The sequence below is a fragment of the Streptomyces sp. NPDC048258 genome, from assembly GCF_043201995.1.
Classification (GTDB): Bacteria; Actinomycetota; Actinomycetes; order Streptomycetales; family Streptomycetaceae; genus Streptomyces.
On record NZ_JBICZH010000012.1, the window covers coordinates 60,845 to 80,407 of the forward strand.

At 71.4% G+C, this 19,563-nt stretch carries 20 protein-coding genes and 1 tRNA gene; 11 read left to right on the forward strand and 10 right to left on the reverse strand.

Features of this window, described 5'->3' with window-relative positions; genetic code table 11:
• Positions 1 to 20 precede the first annotated feature (20 nt).
• The 3 genes from ACGFYQ_RS25865 to glmS all read left to right on the forward strand — a co-directional run bounded on the left by ACGFYQ_RS25865 (position 21) and on the right by glmS (position 3,169).
• The gene (locus ACGFYQ_RS25865; RefSeq protein WP_393747745.1) at positions 21 to 911 is read left to right on the forward strand and encodes a DUF4429 domain-containing protein; all 891 of its coding nucleotides are present in this window, start codon (positions 21 to 23) and stop codon (positions 909 to 911) included.
• Between the two features lie 98 nt (positions 912 to 1,009).
• Entirely contained in the window at positions 1,010 to 1,285 is a 276-nt protein-coding gene (locus ACGFYQ_RS25870) for a hypothetical protein (protein ID WP_030008735.1), read from the forward strand.
• A gap of 66 nt (positions 1,286 to 1,351) precedes the next feature.
• Positions 1,352 to 3,169, forward strand: a complete 1,818-nt coding sequence (gene glmS / locus ACGFYQ_RS25875; protein ID WP_393747747.1) for a glutamine--fructose-6-phosphate transaminase (isomerizing) — start codon at positions 1,352 to 1,354, stop codon at positions 3,167 to 3,169.
• Positions 3,170 to 3,230: 61 nt separating this feature from the next.
• On the opposite strand, the gene ACGFYQ_RS25880 is transcribed toward glmS, so the two are convergent.
• Positions 3,231 to 3,800, reverse strand: a complete 570-nt coding sequence (locus ACGFYQ_RS25880; RefSeq protein ID WP_393747749.1) for a GPR1/FUN34/YaaH family transporter — start codon at positions 3,798 to 3,800, stop codon at positions 3,231 to 3,233.
• Between the two features lie 98 nt (positions 3,801 to 3,898).
• On the reverse strand, positions 3,899 to 4,432 hold the full coding sequence (locus ACGFYQ_RS25885; RefSeq protein WP_393747751.1) for a universal stress protein: 534 nt from the start codon (positions 4,430 to 4,432) through the stop codon (positions 3,899 to 3,901).
• Positions 4,433 to 4,765: 333 nt separating this feature from the next.
• On the opposite strand from ACGFYQ_RS25885, the gene ACGFYQ_RS25890 reads away from it, so the two are divergent.
• The gene (locus tag ACGFYQ_RS25890; protein WP_393747753.1) at positions 4,766 to 5,200 is read left to right on the forward strand and encodes a hypothetical protein; all 435 of its coding nucleotides are present in this window, start codon (positions 4,766 to 4,768) and stop codon (positions 5,198 to 5,200) included.
• Positions 5,201 to 5,576: 376 nt separating this feature from the next.
• A complete protein-coding gene (locus tag ACGFYQ_RS25895; protein WP_069920377.1) occupies positions 5,577 to 6,749 on the forward strand; it encodes a helix-turn-helix domain-containing protein in 1,173 nt (390 codons plus the stop codon).
• 7 nt (positions 6,750 to 6,756) lie between these two features.
• Here the strand turns inward: ACGFYQ_RS25895 and ACGFYQ_RS25900 are convergent, their stop codons facing one another.
• Positions 6,757 to 8,385, reverse strand: coding sequence for an IS200/IS605 family accessory protein TnpB-related protein (locus ACGFYQ_RS25900; RefSeq protein ID WP_393747756.1), 1,629 nt, complete (start codon positions 8,383 to 8,385; stop codon positions 6,757 to 6,759).
• A 309-nt stretch (positions 8,386 to 8,694) separates the two neighbouring features.
• Between ACGFYQ_RS25900 and orn the strand changes: the two genes are divergently transcribed.
• Both orn and ACGFYQ_RS25910 read left to right on the forward strand, forming a co-directional pair.
• A complete protein-coding gene (gene orn / locus ACGFYQ_RS25905; RefSeq protein ID WP_393747758.1) occupies positions 8,695 to 9,297 on the forward strand; it encodes an oligoribonuclease in 603 nt (200 codons plus the stop codon).
• Positions 9,298 to 9,391: 94 nt separating this feature from the next.
• Positions 9,392 to 9,464, forward strand: a tRNA-His gene (locus ACGFYQ_RS25910).
• A 63-nt stretch (positions 9,465 to 9,527) separates the two neighbouring features.
• Here the strand turns inward: ACGFYQ_RS25910 and ACGFYQ_RS25915 are convergent.
• Positions 9,528 to 10,559 carry a LacI family DNA-binding transcriptional regulator gene (locus ACGFYQ_RS25915; RefSeq protein ID WP_393747760.1) on the reverse strand — a complete coding sequence of 344 codons (1,032 nt, stop codon included), beginning with the start codon at positions 10,557 to 10,559 and terminating at the stop codon, positions 9,528 to 9,530.
• A gap of 103 nt (positions 10,560 to 10,662) precedes the next feature.
• On the opposite strand from ACGFYQ_RS25915, the gene ACGFYQ_RS25920 reads away from it, so the two are divergent.
• From ACGFYQ_RS25920 to ACGFYQ_RS25935, 4 genes are read left to right on the forward strand one after another with little or no spacing between them, the layout of a single operon-like run.
• On the forward strand, positions 10,663 to 12,000 hold the full coding sequence (locus tag ACGFYQ_RS25920) for an ABC transporter substrate-binding protein (protein ID WP_393747762.1): 1,338 nt from the start codon (positions 10,663 to 10,665) through the stop codon (positions 11,998 to 12,000).
• Positions 12,001 to 12,052: 52 nt separating this feature from the next.
• Entirely contained in the window at positions 12,053 to 12,991 is a 939-nt protein-coding gene (locus ACGFYQ_RS25925; RefSeq protein WP_393748092.1) for a carbohydrate ABC transporter permease, read from the forward strand.
• Positions 12,988 to 13,812 (forward strand): carbohydrate ABC transporter permease, encoded by an 825-nt coding sequence (locus ACGFYQ_RS25930; protein WP_393747764.1) that lies wholly within the window; start codon positions 12,988 to 12,990, stop codon positions 13,810 to 13,812. The genes ACGFYQ_RS25925 and ACGFYQ_RS25930 overlap by 4 nt, the downstream gene beginning before the upstream one ends.
• A complete protein-coding gene (locus ACGFYQ_RS25935) occupies positions 13,809 to 15,152 on the forward strand; it encodes a GH1 family beta-glucosidase (RefSeq protein WP_393747766.1) in 1,344 nt (447 codons plus the stop codon). The genes ACGFYQ_RS25930 and ACGFYQ_RS25935 overlap by 4 nt, the downstream gene beginning before the upstream one ends.
• Positions 15,153 to 15,489: 337 nt before the next feature.
• Here ACGFYQ_RS25935 and ACGFYQ_RS25940 read toward each other — a convergent pair whose 3' ends face one another.
• The 6 genes from ACGFYQ_RS25940 to ACGFYQ_RS25965 all read right to left on the reverse strand — a co-directional run bounded on the left by ACGFYQ_RS25940 (position 15,490) and on the right by ACGFYQ_RS25965 (position 19,548).
• Positions 15,490 to 15,783 carry a hypothetical protein gene (locus ACGFYQ_RS25940; RefSeq protein ID WP_393747768.1) on the reverse strand — a complete coding sequence of 98 codons (294 nt, stop codon included), beginning with the start codon at positions 15,781 to 15,783 and terminating at the stop codon, positions 15,490 to 15,492.
• Positions 15,784 to 15,871: 88 nt separating this feature from the next.
• The gene (locus ACGFYQ_RS25945; protein WP_393747770.1) at positions 15,872 to 16,534 is read right to left on the reverse strand and encodes an NADPH-dependent F420 reductase; all 663 of its coding nucleotides are present in this window, start codon (positions 16,532 to 16,534) and stop codon (positions 15,872 to 15,874) included.
• A 16-nt stretch (positions 16,535 to 16,550) separates the two neighbouring features.
• Positions 16,551 to 17,222, reverse strand: coding sequence for a disulfide bond formation protein B (locus tag ACGFYQ_RS25950; RefSeq protein WP_393747772.1), 672 nt, complete (start codon positions 17,220 to 17,222; stop codon positions 16,551 to 16,553).
• 11 nt (positions 17,223 to 17,233) lie between these two features.
• A complete protein-coding gene (locus ACGFYQ_RS25955) occupies positions 17,234 to 17,398 on the reverse strand; it encodes a DUF5993 family protein (RefSeq protein WP_393747774.1) in 165 nt (54 codons plus the stop codon).
• 67 nt (positions 17,399 to 17,465) lie between these two features.
• A complete protein-coding gene (locus ACGFYQ_RS25960) occupies positions 17,466 to 18,851 on the reverse strand; it encodes a sensor histidine kinase (protein WP_393747776.1) in 1,386 nt (461 codons plus the stop codon).
• A gap of 7 nt (positions 18,852 to 18,858) precedes the next feature.
• Entirely contained in the window at positions 18,859 to 19,548 is a 690-nt protein-coding gene (locus tag ACGFYQ_RS25965; RefSeq protein ID WP_388560754.1) for a response regulator transcription factor, read from the reverse strand.
• Positions 19,549 to 19,563: the final 15 nt, after the last annotated feature.

Sequence of the window (19,563 nt, forward strand, 5' to 3'; positions counted from 1 at the left end):
GCCGGTGCGAGAATCGTCGGATGGCGGAAATCATCCAGAAGGACGGCACTTGGACCTTCGACGGGGACACGGTGCGCATCGTGCCGGGCCGCGACAAGGGGGTGGGCCTCTTGCGGCAGACCCTGGGCGAGGTGGCCGTACCGCTGCGCGCGCTCGCGGGGATCTCCTACGAGCCGGGCCGCAAGGCGGGCCGGCTGCGCCTGCGGCTGCGGGACGGCGCGGACCCGCTGCTCCAGGTGACCGGCGGGCGCCTGCCGGAGGCGTCCGACCCGTACCGGCTGACCGTGGAGCAGGACCGGACCGGGGTGGCGGAGTACTTCGTGGACGAGGTGCGCAACGCGCTGCTGCTGGAGCAGGTGGAGGCCGGGCCCACCCGGGAGTACCTGCTGCCGGGCCCCTCGGTGCCGATCACGGTGGCCGCGGGCGACGGGAAGGTGGCCTTCGACGGGGACCGGGTGACCCTGGAGTGGAACTGGACGGCCGAGGAGGCCAAGCGTTCCGGTGGGACGACCGGCTTCCAGGTGGCCGACCTCCGGACGGTGGAGTGGTCCCCGTCGAAGGGGCTGAGCAACGGCTGGCTGCGCTTCGTCCCGGCGGGCGTCCCGTCCACCGCCGCACCCAAGTACGACCCCTTCACGGTGGAGCTCTTCGGCTTCAAGTACGACCCGGTGATGGCGCTGGTCGCGGCGGCCGTGGCGCTGCGGCTGCCCCACCCGGCGGCGGCCGCCGCCGATGGCGCTCCCGCCGCGGTCGCCGCCCTCAGTGCGGCCGGGGCGCCGCCGGAGGAGACCGCGGCGGACCACGACACGCTCCTGCGCCGGCTGCGCGAGCTCGGCGAGCTGCATCAGACGGGGATCCTCACGGCCGAGGAGTTCGCGGCGGCCAAGCAGGCCGTTTTGCGGCGTTTCTGACCGGATCCATCCATTCCGCTGGTCCGTACCAGAAGGATCCTGCCCGGATTCGGGCAGGATCTTTTGCATTCGGCGCATTCACCCGCCAGTATCTACGGGTGCTCGATCGCCGCCCGTCACATGACGACCTCGTCGACCACCTGGTGCGCAGCACCGCGCTGCAGCGCGGCGAGGCAGCCCGGGTGGTACTCGACGTGCTCGCGTACTTCGACGAGACGACCGAGGAGTTCGTCCGCCGCCGCCACCGGGAACTGCAGTCCGGCGGAGCGGTGAACGCGGAGATCTTCGAGCGGATCGCGGCCGAGCTGCCGCACCGCGCCGTGGCGCCTCCGGAGCTCTCGCTCCGGCAGCTGCGCCGCATCGTCTACGGCTGAGCCGCCGGCCGCCGCACGCGGCCGCGGACGAGTACAGGAACCGAACTTCAGGAGGGGCAGAACCGTATGTGTGGAATCGTCGGTTACATCGGCAAGCGTGACGTGGCACCGCTGCTGCTGGAAGGCCTGCAGCGGCTGGAGTACCGCGGATACGACTCCGCGGGCATCGTCGTCAACACCCCGAAGGCCCCCGCCCTGAAGGTGGTCAAGGCCAAGGGCCGGGTCCGCGAGCTGGAGTCCCGCGTCCCCAAGCGCTTCGCCGGCACCACCGGCATCGCCCACACCCGCTGGGCCACGCACGGCGCCCCGAGCGACATCAACTCCCACCCGCACCTGGACCCGGAGAACAAGGTCGCCGTCGTCCACAACGGCATCGTCGACAACGCCTCCGAGCTGCGCGCCAAGCTCGAGGGCGAGGGCGTCGTCTTCGTCTCGGAGACCGACACCGAGGTCATCGTCCACCTGATCGCCCGCTCGCAGGCCGACTCCCTGGAGGAGAAGGTCCGCGAGGCGCTCAAGGTCATCGAGGGCACCTACGGCATCGCCGTCATGCACTCCGACTTCGCCGACCGCATCGTCGTCGCCCGCAACGGCTCCCCCGTGGTGCTGGGCATCGGCGAGAAGGAGATGTTCGTCGCCTCGGACGTCGCCGCGCTGGTCGCCCACACCCGCCAGGTCGTCACCCTCGGCGACGGCGAGATGGCCACCCTCAAGGCCGACGACTTCCGCACCTACACGACCTCCGGCACGACGACGACCGCCACCCCGGAGACCGTGGAGTGGGAGGCCGCCTCGTACGACATGGGCGGCCACGACACGTACATGCACAAGGAGATCTCCGAGCAGCCCGACGCGGTCGACCGCGTGCTGCGCGGCCGGATCGACGACCGCTTCAACACCGTGCACCTGGGCGGCCTGAACCTGGACCCGCGCGAGGCGCGCGGCATCCGCCGGGTCAAGATCCTGGGCTGCGGCACCTCGTACCACGCGGGCCTCATCGGCGCCGGCCTCATCGAGGGCATGGCCCGGATCCCCGCGGACGCCGAGCCGGCCTCCGAGTTCCGCTACCGCAACCCGGTCGTGGACCCCGACACCCTCTACATCGCGGTCTCCCAGTCCGGTGAGACGTACGACGTGCTCGCGGCCGTGCAGGAGCTCAAGCGCAAGGGCGCCCGCGTCCTCGGCGTGGTCAACGTGGTCGGCTCGGCGATCGCCCGCGAGGCCGACGGCGGCGTGTACGTGCACGCCGGCCCCGAGGTCTGCGTCGTCTCCACCAAGTGCTTCACCAACACGGTCGTGGCCTTCGCGCTGCTCGCCGTGCACCTGGGCCGGATCCGGGACCTGTCGGTCACCGACGGCAAGCGGATCATCGAGGGCCTGCGCAAGCTGCCCGCGCAGATCCAGGAGATCCTCGACGGCGAAGAGGACATCAAGAAGCTGGCGGCCGAGTACGCCGAGGCCAAGTCGATGATGTTCATCGGCCGGGTGCGCGGCTACCCGGTGGCGCTGGAGGCCTCCCTGAAGCTCAAGGAGATCTCCTACATCCACGCCGAGGCCTACCCGGCCTCCGAGCTCAAGCACGGTCCCCTCGCCCTGATCGAGCCCTCGCTGCCGACGGTCGCGATCGTCCCGGACGACGACCTGCTGGAGAAGAACCGCGCGGCGCTGGAGGAGATCAAGGCCCGCAGCGGCCGGATCCTGGCGGTCGCGCACCGCGAGCAGGAGAAGGCGGACCACACCATCGTGGTGCCGAAGAACGAGGACGAGCTGGACCCGATCCTGATGGGCATCCCGCTCCAGCTGCTGGCGTACCACACGGCCCTGGCCATGGGCCGGGACATCGACAAGCCGCGCAACCTGGCGAAGTCCGTCACCGTCGAGTAGTCACGTGATGTACGAGGACCCCCGTGCGCCCGGCGCACGGGGGTCCTTGTTTTTACGGTGTTCAGCCCGCGGCGACCGCGCCGCGTCCCGAGGCCCTGCCCAGTGCCATCGGCCAGTGCGCCAGCGCCGCGGTGGCTCCGTACCAGGCCAGCAGGCCGGCTACGGCGGCCACCCAGCCGGCGGCCTTGCCCAGAGAGCCGCTGTCGGCGAAGGCACCTATCGCCAGGAGCAGCAGGGAGAGGGTGAACAGGCCGTACACGCCCTGTCCGAACAGTCCGCCCGAGGCACCCATGGTGAGGGTGAGCCCGAGCAGGGCGAACAGGATCAGGAACAGTCCGGCCGCGTCTGCCGAAACCTTTCCGTCGGCTCCGGCGGCCCAGGTGAACCAGAAGGCGCCGAGGCCCGCGAACGCCGTGCCGTTGAACCCGTTGCCGCCGCGGAACTCGAGGAGTCCGAGGACGAACAGGGCGAGACCGCCGACGTAGGTCGCGAGCGATACGGAATTGGCAGCGGTCACGCCGTCGATGACACCGGTGTGGCCGATACCGAACGCGAGAAGGGTGAGACCCAGGGCGATGTGCCCGAGGGTCGAAGTCGAGGCCGTGCTTCCCGCAGAGACACCATTGTCCACGGCGGGCTCCCTTCGATCTGCAGTTGTTTGCTGCGTCCCAGCAGCATTTATCTACCCTTTACACGGGTGCACAACCGCACAATCGGCTTAACAACCGGTCACGGAATGACAACGACCGGTCGCTGTGCGCGCTTGGCCAGCCGGCCCGCCACCGATCCGAAGATCCGCCCCACGATCCCGTGCGTGGAGCCGACGACGATGGCGTCGGCCGAGTACTCCCGGCCGACCTCCTCCAGCTCGTGGCAGATGTCCCCGCCCCGCTCGACCAGGATCCACGGCACCTCGGACAGATAGTCCGCGCAGGCGAGTTCCAGCCCGAGCACCTCGGTGCGGTGATCCGGGACATCCACGAAGACGGGAGGCTCGCAGCCGGCCCACACGGTGGTGGGCAGCCGGTTGGCGACATGGACGATGATCAGACCGGATCCGGAGCGGCGGGCCATGCCGATCGCGTACGCGAGGGCGCGCTCACTGGACGTGGATCCGTCGAATCCCACAACGACCCCGTGCCGGAAGGCCGGATCGCAGGGAAGGCGTGTCTGTTCCACCGCGCGCAGATCGGCGTCCGACGCGCGGTCGGCGAGGCGTTTGCGCTTGCGGTCCGCGGGTTCGGAGAATTCGTGACCGGCCATGGGTGTCTCGGCGAAGAGGTCCTTGGAGGAAGCAACAGGGGCGGAAATCGGCGACGCTGGGTGACGGAGCTCTGTCCGGGAAGCATCTTCCCAAGCCCTTACCCACCAGGGTACGGCGACACTCCTGTCCTGCACAGGGCAGCAGAGGGCTTGCCGCCCTTGGAGAGCGTCCCAGGGAGCATGCCGGAGCGAGCGCGCCTTGGCAATGGCCGCTGTCCCCTACAGCCAGTGACATTCGGCCCGGGCGCCACCCGTGCGCGCAGTGACCGAGCCCGACCCGGCGGCGTTGGGCATGCGTCCGACCGTCCAGGAAGAGCCCGCAGGGAGTACGCCGTGCCCGGCCATCCGGTTCACCCCGTCCAGCCAGCTCAGCCGACGCAGTCCATCCACTACGCCGACACCGTCCCGCAGTACCCCGCTCCCGCCCGCCCCCCTCTTCACTCGTCCGTGCACCCCGCGAGGCGCCCTCACGACGACCCCGCGGGTGACGTGGTGCGCTGGGCCGCCTTCAGCTGCCTGCTGGTTCCCGTGGTCCTCGTCGTCTACGGGACCTCCTTCGGCGGGGCGGCCGTCGCCACCCTCGGCCTGCTCGCCGTCACGGCCGCGTGCCGGACGCTGCTGCGCCGGTCGGAGCGGACGGAGCGGGCCACGGCCCGGATCCGGGCGGAGGAGCGCCTTCCGTCCGGCCACCGGGGCCGCCACTCGCGCGGCGGGTCCGGGACTCACCGGGTCTGCGGCGGCTCCGAGCGCCTGTCCCCGCACGACTGACTCATTCGCACACCCACACCCGCATGTTTTCAGCCAACTTCCCGACAGGGTGCCCCCCTTGCCGGAATGTCACCCCAACCCCCCTACCACCAGCGACGACAGACGCCGGGGGGCGTGGCGACCCTACGGGTACTGGCCACGACCGGACGGAATGGCCCTCCGGCAGGTAGCGGAGCGGAACCGTTCCTGATCGAATGCTTTTCGCCAAGTTGAGAAGTCGACATAGCGCTGCGTGCTGAACTTGTCACGCCGACACCACGGGACGCAGTAGATTCGATCATGTATTTACGGCGGGGGATCCACGTGCAAGGCCGAGGGGAAACGTGCAGGTGCGACCAGACCAAGGAGTCGCGACACCCAAGGGGGGCTTAGCGCCATGAGCCAGGATTCCACCGCCGTCGTCGCGGACGCCGGCCGGAAGCTCGCGGGGCGTCGCCGCAGGGAGATCGTCGCGGTGCTGCTCTTCAGCGGCGGACCGATCTTCGAGAGCTCCATTCCACTTTCCGTGTTCGGCATTGACCGGCAGGACGCGGGAGTTCCACGCTACCGATTGCTCGTGTGCGCCGGTGAGGACGGTCCGCTCAGGACCACCGGCGGACTCGAACTGACCGCGCCGTACGGGTTGGAGGCGATCGCCCGGGCAGGCACGGTCGTCGTGCCCGCATGGCGTTCCATCACTTCACCACCGCCCCCCGAGGCGCTCGACGCACTGCGTCTGGCGCACGAGGAGGGAGCCCGGATCGTCGGACTGTGCACGGGAGCCTTCGTGCTCGCCGCCGCCGGTCTGCTGGACGGCCGGCCCGCGACGACGCACTGGATGTACGCGCCGACGCTGGCCAAGCGGTACCCGTCCGTCCATGTCGATCCGCGCGAACTGTTCGTCGACGACGGCGACGTGCTCACGTCCGCGGGCACGGCGGCCGGAATCGACCTCTGCCTGCACATCGTGCGCACGGACCACGGCAGTGAGGCGGCCGGGGCTCTGGCCCGCCGGCTCGTCGTACCGCCGCGCCGTACGGGCGGCCAGGAGCGCTATCTCGACCGGTCGCTGCCGGAGGAGATCGGCGCCGACCCGCTGGCCGAGGTCGTCGCCTGGGCGCTGGAACACCTCCACGAGCAGTTCGACGTGGAGACCCTGGCGGCCCGCGCCTACATGAGCAGGCGCACCTTCGACCGCCGGTTCCGCTCGCTGACCGGCAGCGCGCCGCTCCAGTGGCTGATCACCCAGCGGGTGCTCCAGGCACAGCGGCTGCTGGAGACCTCCGACTACTCGGTCGACGAGGTCGCCGGGCGCTGCGGGTTCCGGTCGCCGGTCGCCCTTCGCGGGCACTTCCGGCGGCAGCTGGGGTCTTCCCCGGCCGCCTACCGCTCCGCCTACCGGGCACGGCGGCCACAGGCCGACGTGGCTCAGGTGTCCCAGCTCTCGGAGAGCCCGGTCCCGCACCAGCGCACTCCGCAGCCCCAGCGGGCGGCGGCGGCCCTGGCCGCGGCGGGCCCGACGGTGACGGAGCTGTACGCCCCGGGCCGGGTCCTGCGGGAACACGCGTAACCGTTCCTTATTCAGTGAGCAGGAGTGAGTCTTGGACCCATTCCTGCTCACTGCGGACATCCCGAACGGTTTTGGGTGTCCTGGTCACCCGCGTTCGCTCCGCGTCCGGTGACACGCATCGTGTGCGTGGTCCGGGGATGCGGGGGCGGGGTTCCTCACGCCCGAGGGAGCCCGGTCGGGCCTGGACGGTCCGATGCCCACGACGATCACTCTGGTCGTCGTGGGGCGGTGCCGTCCGTCGCCGGATCGGGTGCCCTTGGGCGCGCCTGCCGATCGCGATGCTCGCCGCATCGTGACGGGTGGCCTTGCGAGTCTTGGTGGTGAGGGGCTTCTGCCAGTGCTGGGCTCCCCACTTGCTGGTGTAGGCAGGGTCGACGGCGATGACCGTGATGCCGGTCTGGTCGGCCATGGAGGACAAGCGGGCGCGCAACTTCCCGGTGGGCATGCCGGAGATCAACTGGCGGAAGCGGCGCTTGCGGCCGTGCTTCTCCCGCGTCTTCTCCGCTCCGAAGTCCAGGTCCTCGACGGCGATCGCCGCGATGCCGCAGGTGCGGGCCCAGTGCAGCAGCCGGGTCAGGGCGTGCCGGACCTGGGCATCACGATGATCCGCCGGCCCGCTGAGGTCGTAGAAGAAGCGACGCGGCTGCCCAACGGGGTTGCCGTGGGTGTCGAGGCGCCAGGCGGCGAGGTGGTCGGCGTTGGTGTCGACACCGATCACACCCTGCGCAAGGGCCGCTTCGAGCGGGATGGTCTGCGTCGGCGGGTATTGCCAGGAGGCGGTCAGATACCAACGGCCCCGGTCCGTGTCGCAGTGGATGCGGTAGCCGACGGCCCGGTTCGCTTCCACACGGTCGGCCCACTCCGCGCCCCGGTGCGGAAACGCGACACGGCAGGCCAGGACGTACCGGCCATGCTCAGCGTTGGCCAGACCTGCGAGCGGGACCGGCAGCTTGATACTCACTTCGCCGTCGGGCGTGACGCGGATCGTCTCGTTCCCAAACCTCTTACCCGACTCCCCGTCCGCCTGGAGGAACCAGCGTCCGGCTTCCCACCGCTCGCGCCACTCGGTCTCGGTGAGCTGGGCGGCATCGAGGTGAAGCCGGGTGCCCAGCATACGTTTGCCGCCCCGCACGATCCGGACCCGCCCGGCCTCGCGGTCGGCCCGCAGACGGGCCAGCCGGTCTTCCAGCACATGCAGGCGGCGGGCCTTCGCGAACCATTCCCACTTGCTCCCGTAACCGCCCGGTGCACGCTTGGAGCCCTTCTCCCCAACCGGCAGCGCCAGCCGGTGCGTGATCGTCCGGATCCCGGCTTCCAGGTTCTGGATGTGCGCCGTCTGGCCACGCCGGGCCAGCGCCCACTGGTCATGCGACGCTTTGGTGACCGACCCCGCCCACCGCGACGACGACACGGCGGTGAGTTCCCGCTTGCGGGCCGCCCACGTGTCCGTGGAGTGATCCAGCCCGTCGGCGCAGCGCGCCTTGAGATCGCGGGACGCCAGGGCACCGAGGTGCGCGCCCGTCAGGCGCAGCACCTCCTCATCGCGGGCTGTGAGGTTCTTCAGCCGGGTCCGCACCGCGACACCGGCGGGCCCGAGCGCGACGAACGGCGCCGACACCTCCCGCAACCCGCCCACCCTCGCACCCCCTCAGCCGCCGAAAGCCGTCCCCATGGCCAACGACCACCACCCGCGAAGGTCGCCCATTCGATCCGAGAACTCCCGTTCCAACCCCGTCACCAACCCATCCCCTGCCGACGAGACGCTCACTCACACATGCCAGAACACACTCACAGCCCGTCGAAAAGCAGCAGTTCCAACCCTCACGGCGGGTACGACAACAGGAGGTCCTCCATCGGTCACCACGGGTGGGGGACCTCCTCTTAGCTCCCTCGTACGTTCCGCATAGGCGGTCCGGGCCCCGGACAACCGCATAAGGTGGGACACATGAACGATCGCATGGTGTGGATCGACTGCGAGATGACCGGGCTCTCGTTGACGGACGACGCACTTATCGAGGTGGCCGCACTGGTCACCGACTCGGAGCTCAACGTGCTCGGCGAAGGCGTGGACATCGTGATCCGCCCGCCGGACGCCGCGCTGGAGACCATGCCCGACGTGGTGCGCGAGATGCACACCGCCTCCGGACTGCTCGACGAGCTGGCCGGCGGGACCACCCTCGCGGATGCCGAGGCCCAGGTCCTGGCGTACGTACGGGAACACGTCAAGGAACCCCGCAAGGCCCCGCTGTGCGGAAACTCGGTCGGCACCGACCGCGGCTTCCTGCTGCGCGACATGGCCGCGCTGGAGAGCTACATGCACTACCGGATCGTGGATGTGTCCTCGGTCAAGGAGCTGGCGCGCCGCTGGTACCCGCGGGCGTACTTCAACAGCCCCCCGAAGAACGGCAACCACCGGGCGCTCGCGGACATCAAGGAGTCCATCGCCGAGCTGCGCTACTACCGGGAGGCGGTCTTCGTCCCGCAGCCCGGACCCGATTCGGACACGGCTCGGGCCATCGCCGCCAAGTACGTCCTGCCCGCCGAATAGCCTCCCCGGAGCGAGGGCGGCTAAAGGGGGGAGCGAGCACCCTCCCGGACCCTGTACCCTTTTCTTCGGCCGGTCGGTTCTCCGACCGGACATGGTGGGTGTAGCTCAGTTGGTAGAGCACCTGGTTGTGGTCCAGGTGGCCGCGGGTTCAAGTCCCGTCACTCACCCTGCGAGGAGGCCCCGGTCCGCGAAAGCGGACCGGGGCCTCCTGCGTTTCCTCCCGGGCACGCTCAGGACGATTCCCGGACCACCAGCCGGTTCGGCAGTACGACGGCCGCCGCCCGGCCCCCCGGCTCCCCCGAGATCCTCTCCAGCAGCACCCGCGCCATGGTCCGGCCCATCTCCTCGATCGGCTGCCGGACGCTGGTCAGCGGCGGGTCCATGTGCCGGGCCACCACGGAGTCGTCGAAGCCGACCAGCGCCACGTCCTCCGGGATCCGGCGCCCGGCCGCGCGCAGCTCCCGCCGGGCGCCCGCCGCCATCACGTCCGAGGCCGCGAAGACCGCGTCCAGCGCGGGACGGCGCTCCAGCAGCTCCCGCATGGCCCGGCGGCCGCCGTCCTCGGTGAAGTCGCCGACGGCGATCAGCGTCTCGTCGACGGGGTGCCCGGCGACGGCCAGGGCCTGCCGGTAGCCGTCGAGGCGGCACTGGGCCCCGTACACGTCCAGCGGCCCGGTGATCGTGGCGATCGCGCGGCGGCCCCGTCCGAGCAGGTGGCGTACGGCCTCGGCGGCGCCCGCCAGGTTGTCGGAGTCCACGGAGGGCAGGCTCTCGGCGGCGGAGCGGCGGCCGCTGATCACCGTCGGGATGCCGAGCTCGGCCAGCAGCTCGGGCAGCGGGTCCCCGGCGTGGACGGAGACGAGGAGCACCCCGTCGACGCGGTGCCCGGACAGGTACTGGGCGAGGCGGCGGCGCTCGCGCTCGCTGCCGGCCAGCGTGAGGACCAGCTGGACGTCGGTCTCGGCGAGCGCGGCGCCGACCCCGCGGACCACGTCCGAGAAGTACGGCTCGGCGAAGAACCGGGCCTCCGGCTCGGGGATCACCAGGGCGACGGCGTCGGTGCGGTTGGCCGCGAGGGCGCGGGCGGCGCGGTTGGGCACGTACCCCAGCTCCGCGACGGCCGCCTCGACGACGGCCCTGGTGTGCTCGCTGACCTTGGAAGAGCCGTTGATCACCCGGGAGACCGTGCCGCGCCCGACCCCGGCGCGCGCCGCGACCTCTTCAAGGGTCGGCCGTCCCCCACCGCGCGCATGCCCGTTCATGGCTTCCTCCCGGATGTGAATCTACCTCTTGACGACCGTGGGAGCGCTCCCACACTGTGACACACGACAACCGGCACGTCTCCGTCCTTCAGGGAGGATGCACATGCGAGCCCACACCCGAACCCGAAGAGCCCTCGCCACGGCCGTCACGGCGGCGGGAGCGACGGTCCTGCTCCTCGCGGGATGCGCACAGGACCCGAAGGAGGGCCCGGACAAGGGCGCCCCGGCAGGAGCCAAGGCACAGACCACCCTCACCGTCGGGGTGTTCGGGGCCTTCGGCCTCCAGGAGGCCGGCCTCTACGACGAGTACATGGCGCAGAATCCCGGGATCCGGATCGAGCAGACCTCGATCGAGCGCAACGAGAACTACTACCCCCAGCTCCTCACCCACCTGGGGACCGGCAGCGGACTCGCCGACATCCAGGCCGTCGAGGTCAACAACATCGCCGAGATCACCTCCACCCAGGCCGACAAGCTGGTGGACCTGGGCAAGGCGCCCGGGGTGGACAAGGCCTCGTACCTGCCGTGGAAGTGGGCGCAGGGCACGGCGGGCGCGGCGAAGGGCGGGGCCACGGTCGGCCTCGGCACCGACATCGGGCCGCAGGGGATCTGCTACCGCAAGGACCTCTTCGAAGCGGCGGGGCTGCCGGGCGACCGGGCGGCGGTCGGGGCGCTGTGGGCGGGCGACTGGAACAAGTACCTGGAAGCGGGCAAGGCCTACAAGGCGAAGGCGGGCGAGGGGAAGGCCTTCGTGGACTCCGCCTCGGGCGTGATGGCGGCGGTGACCGGGAGCAGCGCCCAGCGGTTCTACGACGACCAGGGCAAGGTCGTCTACAAGACCAACCCGGCGGTGCGCGGGGCCTTCGACCTGGCGGCCTCCTTCTCCACCGAGGGGCTGAGCGCCAAGCTCCAGCAGTTCACCCCGGCCTGGGACCAGGGCTTCGCCAACGGCTCCTTCGCGACCGTCTCCTGCCCGGCCTGGATGCTCGGCTACATCCAGGACAAGGCGGGTCCGGCGGGCAAGGACAAGTGGGACGTGGCCCAGGCGCCGAAGCCGAGCAACTGGGGCGGCTCGTTCCTGGTGGTGCCGAAGGCGGGCAAGCACACCGAGGAGGCGGCGAAGCTGGCGGCCTGGCTGACGGCTCCGGCGCAGCAGGCGAAGCTCTTCGAGAAGCGGGGCAGTTTCCCGAGCGCGAGCGCCGCGTACAAGCTGCCGACGGTGTCGGGCGCGCAGCACGCGTACTTCGGCGGCGCCCCCATCGGCGAGATCTTCGCGAAGGCGGCCGAAGGGGTGCCCGTGACGGTGGTCGGTCCGAAGGACCTGGTGATCGCGCAGAACCTGGCGGACATCGGAATGCTCCAGGTCGACCAGAAGGGGCGCAGCCCGCAGGAGGGCTGGGAGGCAGCCGTGAAGGCGATCGACAACGCCCTGGACCAGTGAGGCGCCGGTGACGGACGAGACGGCTGTCCTGTCCCCCTCGTCCTCCCGCTCCGTGCGGGGGGACGAGGGGGGCGGCCGGGGCCAGGTGTGGCGCTCGCGCCGCTACCGCTGGGACCTGCGCTGGAGCCCGTACGCCTTCGTGGCGCCCTTCTTCCTCTTCTTCGCCGCCTTCGGGCTGTTCCCGCTGCTGTACACGGGCTGGGCGGCGCTGCACCAGGTGGAGCTGACCGATCCGGACTCCATGACGTGGGTGGGGCTGCGGAACTTCACCCGGCTGTGGGACGACGAGTTCTTCTGGAACGCGCTGCGCAACACCGTGACGATCGGGCTGCTGTCCACGGTGCCGCAGCTGGCGATCGCCCTCGGCCTGGCCCACCTGCTCAACTACAAGCTGCGCGGCTCCGCCTTCTTCCGGGTCGCGGTGCTCACCCCGTACGCGACCTCGGTGGCGGCGGCCACGCTCGTGTTCGTGCTGCTCTTCGGCCGGGACTACGGGATGGTCAACTGGGCCTTGTCGACGATCGGTTTCGAGGCCGTGGACTGGCAGAACGGCACCTTCGCCTCCCAGTTGGCGGTCTCCACCATCGTGATCTGGCGGTGGACCGGCTACAACGCCCTGATCTACCTGGCGGCCATGCAGGCCGTGCCGGGTGAGCTGTACGAGTCCGCCGCGCTGGACGGGGCCTCGCGGTGGCAGCAGTTCCTCCACGTGACGGTGCCCTCGCTGCGGCCGACGATCTTCTTCACCTGTGTGGTGTCGACGATCGGGGCGACCCAGCTGTTCGGCGAGCCGCTGCTCTTCAACGGCGGGGCGGGCGCGACGGGCGGCTCGGAGCACCAGTTCCAGACGCTCGGGCTGTACCTGTACGAGCAGGGCTGGGTGAACCTGCACCTGGGGCGGGCCTCGGCCATCGCCTGGGCGATGTTCCTGATCCTGCTGGTCATCGCGGGCGCGGCGCGGCTGCTGCGCGGACGGGAGGGCTCCCGATGAGATCCCTGCGCGCGGGCAGACTCACGTACGCGGTGCTCGTCCTGTTCACCGCCGGCTCGCTCTTCCCGCTGGTGTGGACGGCGATCGCGGCCTCCCGCAGCAATACGAGGCTGGCGCAGACCCCGCCGCCGTTCTGGTTCGGCGGGAACCTGGGCCGCAACCTGCGGGTCGCGTGGACCGACGCGAACATGGACGCGGCCCTGCTGAACACGGTGATCGTGGCGGGCACGGTGGCGGCCGGGACGGTCGTCTTCTCCACCCTGGCGGGCTTCGCCTTCGCCAAGCTCCGCTTCCGCGGCCGCCGGCTGCTGATGTCGCTGGTGATCGGGACGATGCTGATCCCGCCGCAGCTGAGCGTGGTCCCGCTGTACATGCTGATCGCCCAGCTGTCCTGGACCGACCGGCTCCAGGCGGTGATCCTGCCGACCCTGGTCTCCGCCTTCGGGGTCTTCTTCATGCGGCAGTACCTGGCCCAGGCGCTGCCGTCGGAGCTGGTGGAGGCGGCGCGCACGGACGGCGCGAGCTCGCTGCGGATCGTGTGGCACGTGGTGTTCCCGGCGGCCCGGCCGGCGATGGCGGTGCTGGCCATGCTGACCTTCGTCATGGCCTGGAACGACTTCTTCTGGCCGATCGTCGCGCTGACCCAGAACGGCAGCCCGACGGTGCAGGTGGCCCTGACCGGGCTGGGCCGGGGCTACGTCCCCGACCAGTCGGTGATCATGGCGGGTGCGCTGCTGGGCACGCTCCCGCTGCTGCTGGTGTTCCTCGTCTTCGGCCGCCAGATCGTCGGCGGCATCATGCAGGGAGCGGTCAAAGGATGACGGATATTCGGTTCCCGGCGGACTTCCTCTGGGGCACGGCCACGGCGGCCTTCCAGATCGAGGGCGCCGCCGGGCTGCGCGGCCCTTCCATCTGGGACACCTTCTGCCGTACACCCGGCAAGGTGTACGGCGGCCACACGGGCGAGGTGGCCGTGGACCACCACCGGCTGTGGCGGGAGGACGTCCGGCTGATGGCCGGCCTGGGGCTCGGGGCGTACCGGTTCTCGGTGTCCTGGCCCCGCGTGCTCTCCGGCGGGATCGGCTTCTACGACGCGCTCGTCGACGAGCTGCTCTCGTACGGGATCCAGCCGTGCGTGACCCTGTACCACTGGGACCTGCCGCAGGAGCTGGAGAGCGCGGGGGGCTGGCCGGAGCGGGAGACGGCGTACGCCTTCGCCGGGTACGCCGAGCAGGTCGCGAAGACCCTGGGCGACCGGGTGGAGCTGTGGACCACCCTCAACGAGCCCTGGTGCAGCGCGTTCCTCGGTTACGCCTCCGGGGTGCACGCCCCCGGCCGGACCTCCGCCGCCGACTCGCTGCGCGCCGCCCACCACCTCAACCTGGCGCACGGGCTGGCCGCCGCCGCCCTGCCCGCCTCGGCGCGGACCGGGATCGCGCTCAACGCGAGCGCGGTCCGGCCGCTGACCGGCTCGGCGGCCGACCTGGACGCCCGGCGCCGGATCGACGCCCTGGCCAACAGGATCTTCACCGGGCCGCTGCTGCACGGGGCGTACCCGCAGGATCTGCTCTCGGACACCGCCGCCGTGACGGACTGGTCCTTCGTCCGCCCCGGCGACGAAGCGCTGATCCACCAGCCGCTGGACTTCCTCGGCGTGAACTACTACACCCCGGCCGTGGTTTCGGCCGCCCCCGGCGGGAGCGGCCCGCGCGCCGACGGCCACGGGGCCGCCGAGCACTCCCCCTGGCCCGGCGCCGACGCGGTGGCCTTCCACCAGCCCCCGGGCGAGCGGACCGACATGGGCTGGTCGATCGACCCGACGGGCCTGTACGACCTGCTGATGCGCTTCACCGGGGAGGCACCCGGCCTGCCGCTGCTGGTCACCGAGAACGGAGCCGCGTACGCCCCGGACGTGCACGATCCCGAGCGCATCCGCTATCTGGAGGCCCACCTGTCCGCCCTCCACCGCGCCCTGGCGGACGGCGCCCCGGTGAAGGGCTACTTCCTCTGGTCGCTGCTGGACAACTTCGAGTGGGCCTACGGCTACAGCAAGCGCTTCGGCATCGTCCACGTGGACTACGAGACCCAGGCCCGCACCCCGCGCTCCAGTGCCCGCTGGTACGCCCGGCTGGCCCGCGGCGGCGTCCTCGGCGCGCGGTGACGTACCCGGCCGGGCGGTGACGTACCCGGTCAGGCGAGGTCGCCCTGTTCGCGGTGCATCCGACCGCGCCGGGCCCCAAGGCGGCCACGGACGTACGGTCCAGCGCCAGCTGTGGTCGCCGGGGCTGGTCCTGCTGTTCACGATGGCCGTGATGCAGGGGGCCGCCTGACTGATCCTCGGCCAGGCGGCGGCAGCGGCGGTTGCGGGGCCGCCGGCGGAGGCGTACGGGTACCGGGCGGCGTTGGCCATCTCGTGCGCGGCGCCCGCCGCCTCCGCCGTCCTGGCGGTGGCGGCCGCCGGGCAGGTGCGGTTCGGCTCCCCGCCCCTGCCACCGCAGTTACGAAGACTGCAACGCCCCCAGAGCCTTCGCCATGCCCTCGGCGGTCATGACGGGACCGACCTCGATCTCGGCGTTGAACTGGAACAGTTCCCAGGTCACCGACGGCATCTGCGTGCTGTCCTGGACGTCGAAGACCAACCAGCAGGACCGTACGCCCTCCTGCAGCCCGAAGTAGGCCGACTCCGGCTTGACTGTGTCCATCAGCTTCTTCAGCGCCTGGGGCAGGGCGCCGCTCTTGATGCCCTCATTGGCGGCAGCCGTGTCGAAGTGGGCCCTGAGCATGACTCTCATGCATGACTCCTTCCCTCGGGGCCACCCTCCGCGCAGGCCGGGGGCGTGGCAACATTTGCGCCCCCGTCCGGGGCAGGGGCCGGGCCCGTCAGGCGCCCTGGATGTGGAAGTTGAAGTCGGTGTGGCCGAGGGTGCCCATCAGGCGGAGCCAGACCGGGAGGACCATCTCGGCGCCGCGCGCCGTCTCGATGCCGCCGAGGTCGAGGATGCTCCGCTCCGGCCAGCCGAAGGAGTGGAGCAGCTCGCGTACGGCCTTCTTCGCGTCCGCGTCCTCGCCCGAGAGGAAGACGTGGTGCTCGCCCGCGACCCGGGCCGGGTCGACCATGATCCGGCAGTTCATCGTGTTCAGCGTCTTGACCACCCGCAGTCCCGGGAAGGTGCGCTGGATCAGCTCGCCCAGGCTGTCGGTGTTCACCGGGTCCAGGCTCGGTGGGAAGCCCTGCGAGAAGTCGAGCGGGTTCGCGATGTCGATCAGGACCTTGCCGTCGAGGTGCGCGGCGTCCGCCTCCGTCAGGGCGGCGATGCTGACCTGCCCGCCGGTGGCGTTGACCAGGGTCTCGCCCTCCCCCGCGGCCTCCGCGAAGGCGGCGAGCCGCACCCGCGGCTGCCCCGCCTGCCAGTCGGCGTACTCGTCGCGGGCCGCGGTGGCGGCGGGGTCCCGGGTCCCGATGACCACGTCGTGGCCGAGCTCGGCGAGCCGGGCGGCCACCGTCCGGCCGACGATCCCGGTGCCGAGGACTGCGTAGCGCATGCCTGATTCCTTCCGGTCAGCGGTGTCCGGCGCCAGGGGGCGCTGCCTGGTCCAGGATCCCCACGTCGTAGAGGAACTGATACCGGTTCGGGTCGTCCGGCAGGAACCAGTGGAAACCCTCCTCGAAGAAGACGGCCACCAGGTTGACGGCGATCACCAGGCCCAGGAAACCCAGTACGAACAACCCGGCCGTCCGCAGCGGCCCCGGCCCGGTCGCCGGGACGGAGGGGTCGGCCGTCGAGTGGGCGAAGGCCAGAGCGATGCCGATGGCGACCACCGAGGCCTGGAAGAGGATCCACGCCCACGCGTACAGGTGCAGGCCGAGCACCTCGCTCCCGTACCCCTTGTCCCCCGGCAGGACGTGCAGCATCGTCTGCCGCCAGGACGCGAAGGACCCCGCGATCACCGCGACCAGGGACAGGCCCCAGCCCATCATGTAGTCGCGGCCGGTCACCGCGCCGTGCGCCAGCGCCGTCCGGACGATGTACGCCGCGCCCATCGCGGCCAGCAGCATGAACATCCGCTGCACGATGCAGAGCGGGCAGGGGTACTCCCACAGCCCGAACTGGTAGAAGAGGCCGCCGCAGACCACACCCGTCCAGCCGATGGCGAAGAGGCAGGCGAACCAGTACTGGGCGCGGCCGAGCAGGCCGCCCGTCGGTGTCTCCTCCGCGAGGAGACTGTGCATCACGGCCACCGTCAGTAGCTCAGCGTCAGGGCGAGGCCGCTGGTGATGTGGTGCGCCATCAGCAGGATCACGGCGAGCAGCATGGTCCACCACGCGCCCAGCACGACCGTCCGGGACGACTCCCGGTACATGGCGATCAGCGTGGCGAGGAGGCCGCCGAAGATGAGGGTGTCCATGCCGCGGACCGTACCGACGTAGGGACATACCGCCCGCGAGGCGCGCCCCCGGCCCTCCCCCGTTACGTCAGTTGCTGCGCCGCTTGCGCCGGCCGTGCCGGGTGCGCACGCCGCCCGCGCGGCCGCGGGCCCGGTCGTCCAGGGCGATCCAGACCCGCACCTCGGTGCCTCCGAGCACCGAGCGCCCCAGCCGGACGTCGCCGCCGGTCGATTCCGCGACCCTGCGCACGATGTCCAGGCCCAGGCCGGTCGAGCCGTCCCGGCCGCCGTCGTTGCCGCGGCGCAGGGCGGCGTCCGGGTCGGCGATACCGGGCCCCGCGTCCGAGACGAGCACGATGACCGCGTCCGAGGCGTCGTGGACGTCGACGGCGAAGGGGGTGCCCTCGGGGGTGTGCCGGAAGACGTTGCCGAGCATGGCGTCGAGGGCCGCGGCGAGTTCGGGCCGTGCCACGGGGATCCGTACCGTACGGTCCACCCCCGCGAGCCGCACCTCGCGGCCCTCGTCCTCCGCGAGCGCCGACCAGAAGGCCATCCGGTCGCGGATCACCTCGGAGGCGTCGCATCCGGCGCCGGCTCCGCCGCCCGCGGTGGCGGGGGCGCGCTGTTCGCGGGCCGTACGGATGATGGTGTCGACCTCGCGCTCCAGCTGCTCCACCGCCGCGCGGGTCTGCTCGGCGGCCGGACCGTCCCCGAGCGAGGCCGCGTTGAGCCGCAGCACCGTCAGCGGCGTCCGCAGCCGGTGCGACAGGTCGGCGGCCAGTTCCCGCTCGTTGGCGAGGAGTTCCACCACCTGGTCCGCCATCGCGTTGAACGCGACGGCCGCCGACCGGAGTTCCTTCGGGCCGCCCTCCGGCACCCGGGCCCCGAGCCGGCCCTCGCCCAGCTGGTGGGCGGCGTCCGCGAGCCGCTCGGCCGGCCGGACCAGCCGGGCGCCGAGCCGGTCGGCGACGGCCACCGAGCCCACGATCAGCGCCAGTGCGACGCCCGCGAGCACCAGCCAGGCGGTCGCGACGCCGTTGCTGACCTCGCTCTCCGGTACGAAGACCTCCACCACCGCGATGTCCCCGGAGCCCAGGGCGGTCGGCTGGAGCAGCGCCGAGCCCCCGCCCGCCACCTTCGTCGTGGTGGCGCGCCCGATCCGCCGGGTCTCCGCGACGGCGTGCTCGCCCGCCCGGCCCTCGCCGACGTCCACGGGTTCGCTGTCGCCGATGGCGGGCACGTGGACGGCCATCCGCCGGGCCGCGCCCATCTGCGTGGACTCCACCGCCTTGCGCAGCTGCGCCGGGTCGGTGGTGATGGACAGGGTCGGCCCGATGGTGGCGGCCTGCCGCTCGGCGTTGGAGAACGCCCGGTCGCTGGCCATCTCCTGGACGACGAGCCCGAGCGGCACGGCGAAGGCCACGACCACCATGGCCGTGACCGCGAGGCACACCTTGACCAGGGCCCACCTCATCGCGGCATCACCGGGGCGGCTCCAGCTTGACCCCGACACCCCGCAAGGTGTGCAGGTAGCGGGGGCGGGCGGCCGTCTCGCCGAGTTTGCGGCGCAGCCAGGACAGGTGGACGTCGATGGTCTGGTCGTCCCCGTACGACTGCTGCCAGACCTCGGCGAGCAGCTCGCGCCGGGCCACGACCACCCCGGGCCGCCCGGCGAGGAAGGCCAGCAGGTCGAACTCCCGCCGGGTGAGGTCCAGCACCGCCCCGTCGAGCTCGGCCTGGCGGCGCAGCGGGTCGATGGCCAGACCGCCGACGCGCAGGACGCGCGAGGGGGGCTCCGCTCCGGCGGCGGCGCGCGAGCGGCGCAGGACGGCGGCCATCCGGGCCGAGAGGTGCTCCACGGAGAAAGGTTTGGTCAGGTAGTCGTCGGCGCCGTCGTTGAGCAGCCGGACGATCTCCGCCTCGTCGTCGCGCGCGGTCGCGATGATCACCGGTACGTCGGTGATGCCGCGCAGCATCTTGAGCGCCTCCGACCCGTCGAGGTCGGGCAGTCCGAGGTCGAGGATGACCACGTCGAAGCGGTGGTGGGCGACCTCGCGCAGGGCCTCCAGGGCGGTGCCGACGCTCCGCACGGTGTGCGAGGCGTCGGTCAGGTGCCGGATGAGGGCGGAACGTACGAACTGGTCGTCCTCGACCACGAGCACACTTGCCATGGCCCGCACGGTAGC

Excerpts from the sequence above, each read along its gene's own strand:
- ACGFYQ_RS25865 (WP_393747745.1), top strand. The coding sequence starts at position 21 with ATGGCGGAAATCATCCAGAAGGACGGCACTTGGACCTTCGACGGGGAC.
- glmS (WP_393747747.1), top strand. The coding sequence starts at position 1,352 with ATGTGTGGAATCGTCGGTTACATCGGCAAGCGTGACGTGGCACCGCTG.
- ACGFYQ_RS25885 (WP_393747751.1), bottom strand. The coding sequence starts at position 4,432 with ATGGCCGGTCACGAATTCTCCGAACCCGCGGACCGCAAGCGCAAACGC.
- ACGFYQ_RS25895 (WP_069920377.1), top strand. The coding sequence starts at position 5,577 with ATGAGCCAGGATTCCACCGCCGTCGTCGCGGACGCCGGCCGGAAGCTC.
- orn (WP_393747758.1), top strand. The coding sequence starts at position 8,695 with ATGAACGATCGCATGGTGTGGATCGACTGCGAGATGACCGGGCTCTCG.
- ACGFYQ_RS25915 (WP_393747760.1), bottom strand. The coding sequence starts at position 10,559 with ATGAACGGGCATGCGCGCGGTGGGGGACGGCCGACCCTTGAAGAGGTC.
- ACGFYQ_RS25920 (WP_393747762.1), top strand. The coding sequence starts at position 10,663 with ATGCGAGCCCACACCCGAACCCGAAGAGCCCTCGCCACGGCCGTCACG.
- ACGFYQ_RS25930 (WP_393747764.1), top strand. The coding sequence starts at position 12,988 with ATGAGATCCCTGCGCGCGGGCAGACTCACGTACGCGGTGCTCGTCCTG.
- ACGFYQ_RS25935 (WP_393747766.1), top strand. The coding sequence starts at position 13,809 with ATGACGGATATTCGGTTCCCGGCGGACTTCCTCTGGGGCACGGCCACG.
- ACGFYQ_RS25940 (WP_393747768.1), bottom strand. The coding sequence starts at position 15,783 with ATGAGAGTCATGCTCAGGGCCCACTTCGACACGGCTGCCGCCAATGAG.
- ACGFYQ_RS25945 (WP_393747770.1), bottom strand. The coding sequence starts at position 16,534 with ATGCGCTACGCAGTCCTCGGCACCGGGATCGTCGGCCGGACGGTGGCC.
- ACGFYQ_RS25950 (WP_393747772.1), bottom strand. The coding sequence starts at position 17,222 with ATGCACAGTCTCCTCGCGGAGGAGACACCGACGGGCGGCCTGCTCGGC.
- ACGFYQ_RS25955 (WP_393747774.1), bottom strand. The coding sequence starts at position 17,398 with ATGGACACCCTCATCTTCGGCGGCCTCCTCGCCACGCTGATCGCCATG.
- ACGFYQ_RS25960 (WP_393747776.1), bottom strand. The coding sequence starts at position 18,851 with ATGAGGTGGGCCCTGGTCAAGGTGTGCCTCGCGGTCACGGCCATGGTG.
- ACGFYQ_RS25965 (WP_388560754.1), bottom strand. The coding sequence starts at position 19,548 with ATGGCAAGTGTGCTCGTGGTCGAGGACGACCAGTTCGTACGTTCCGCC.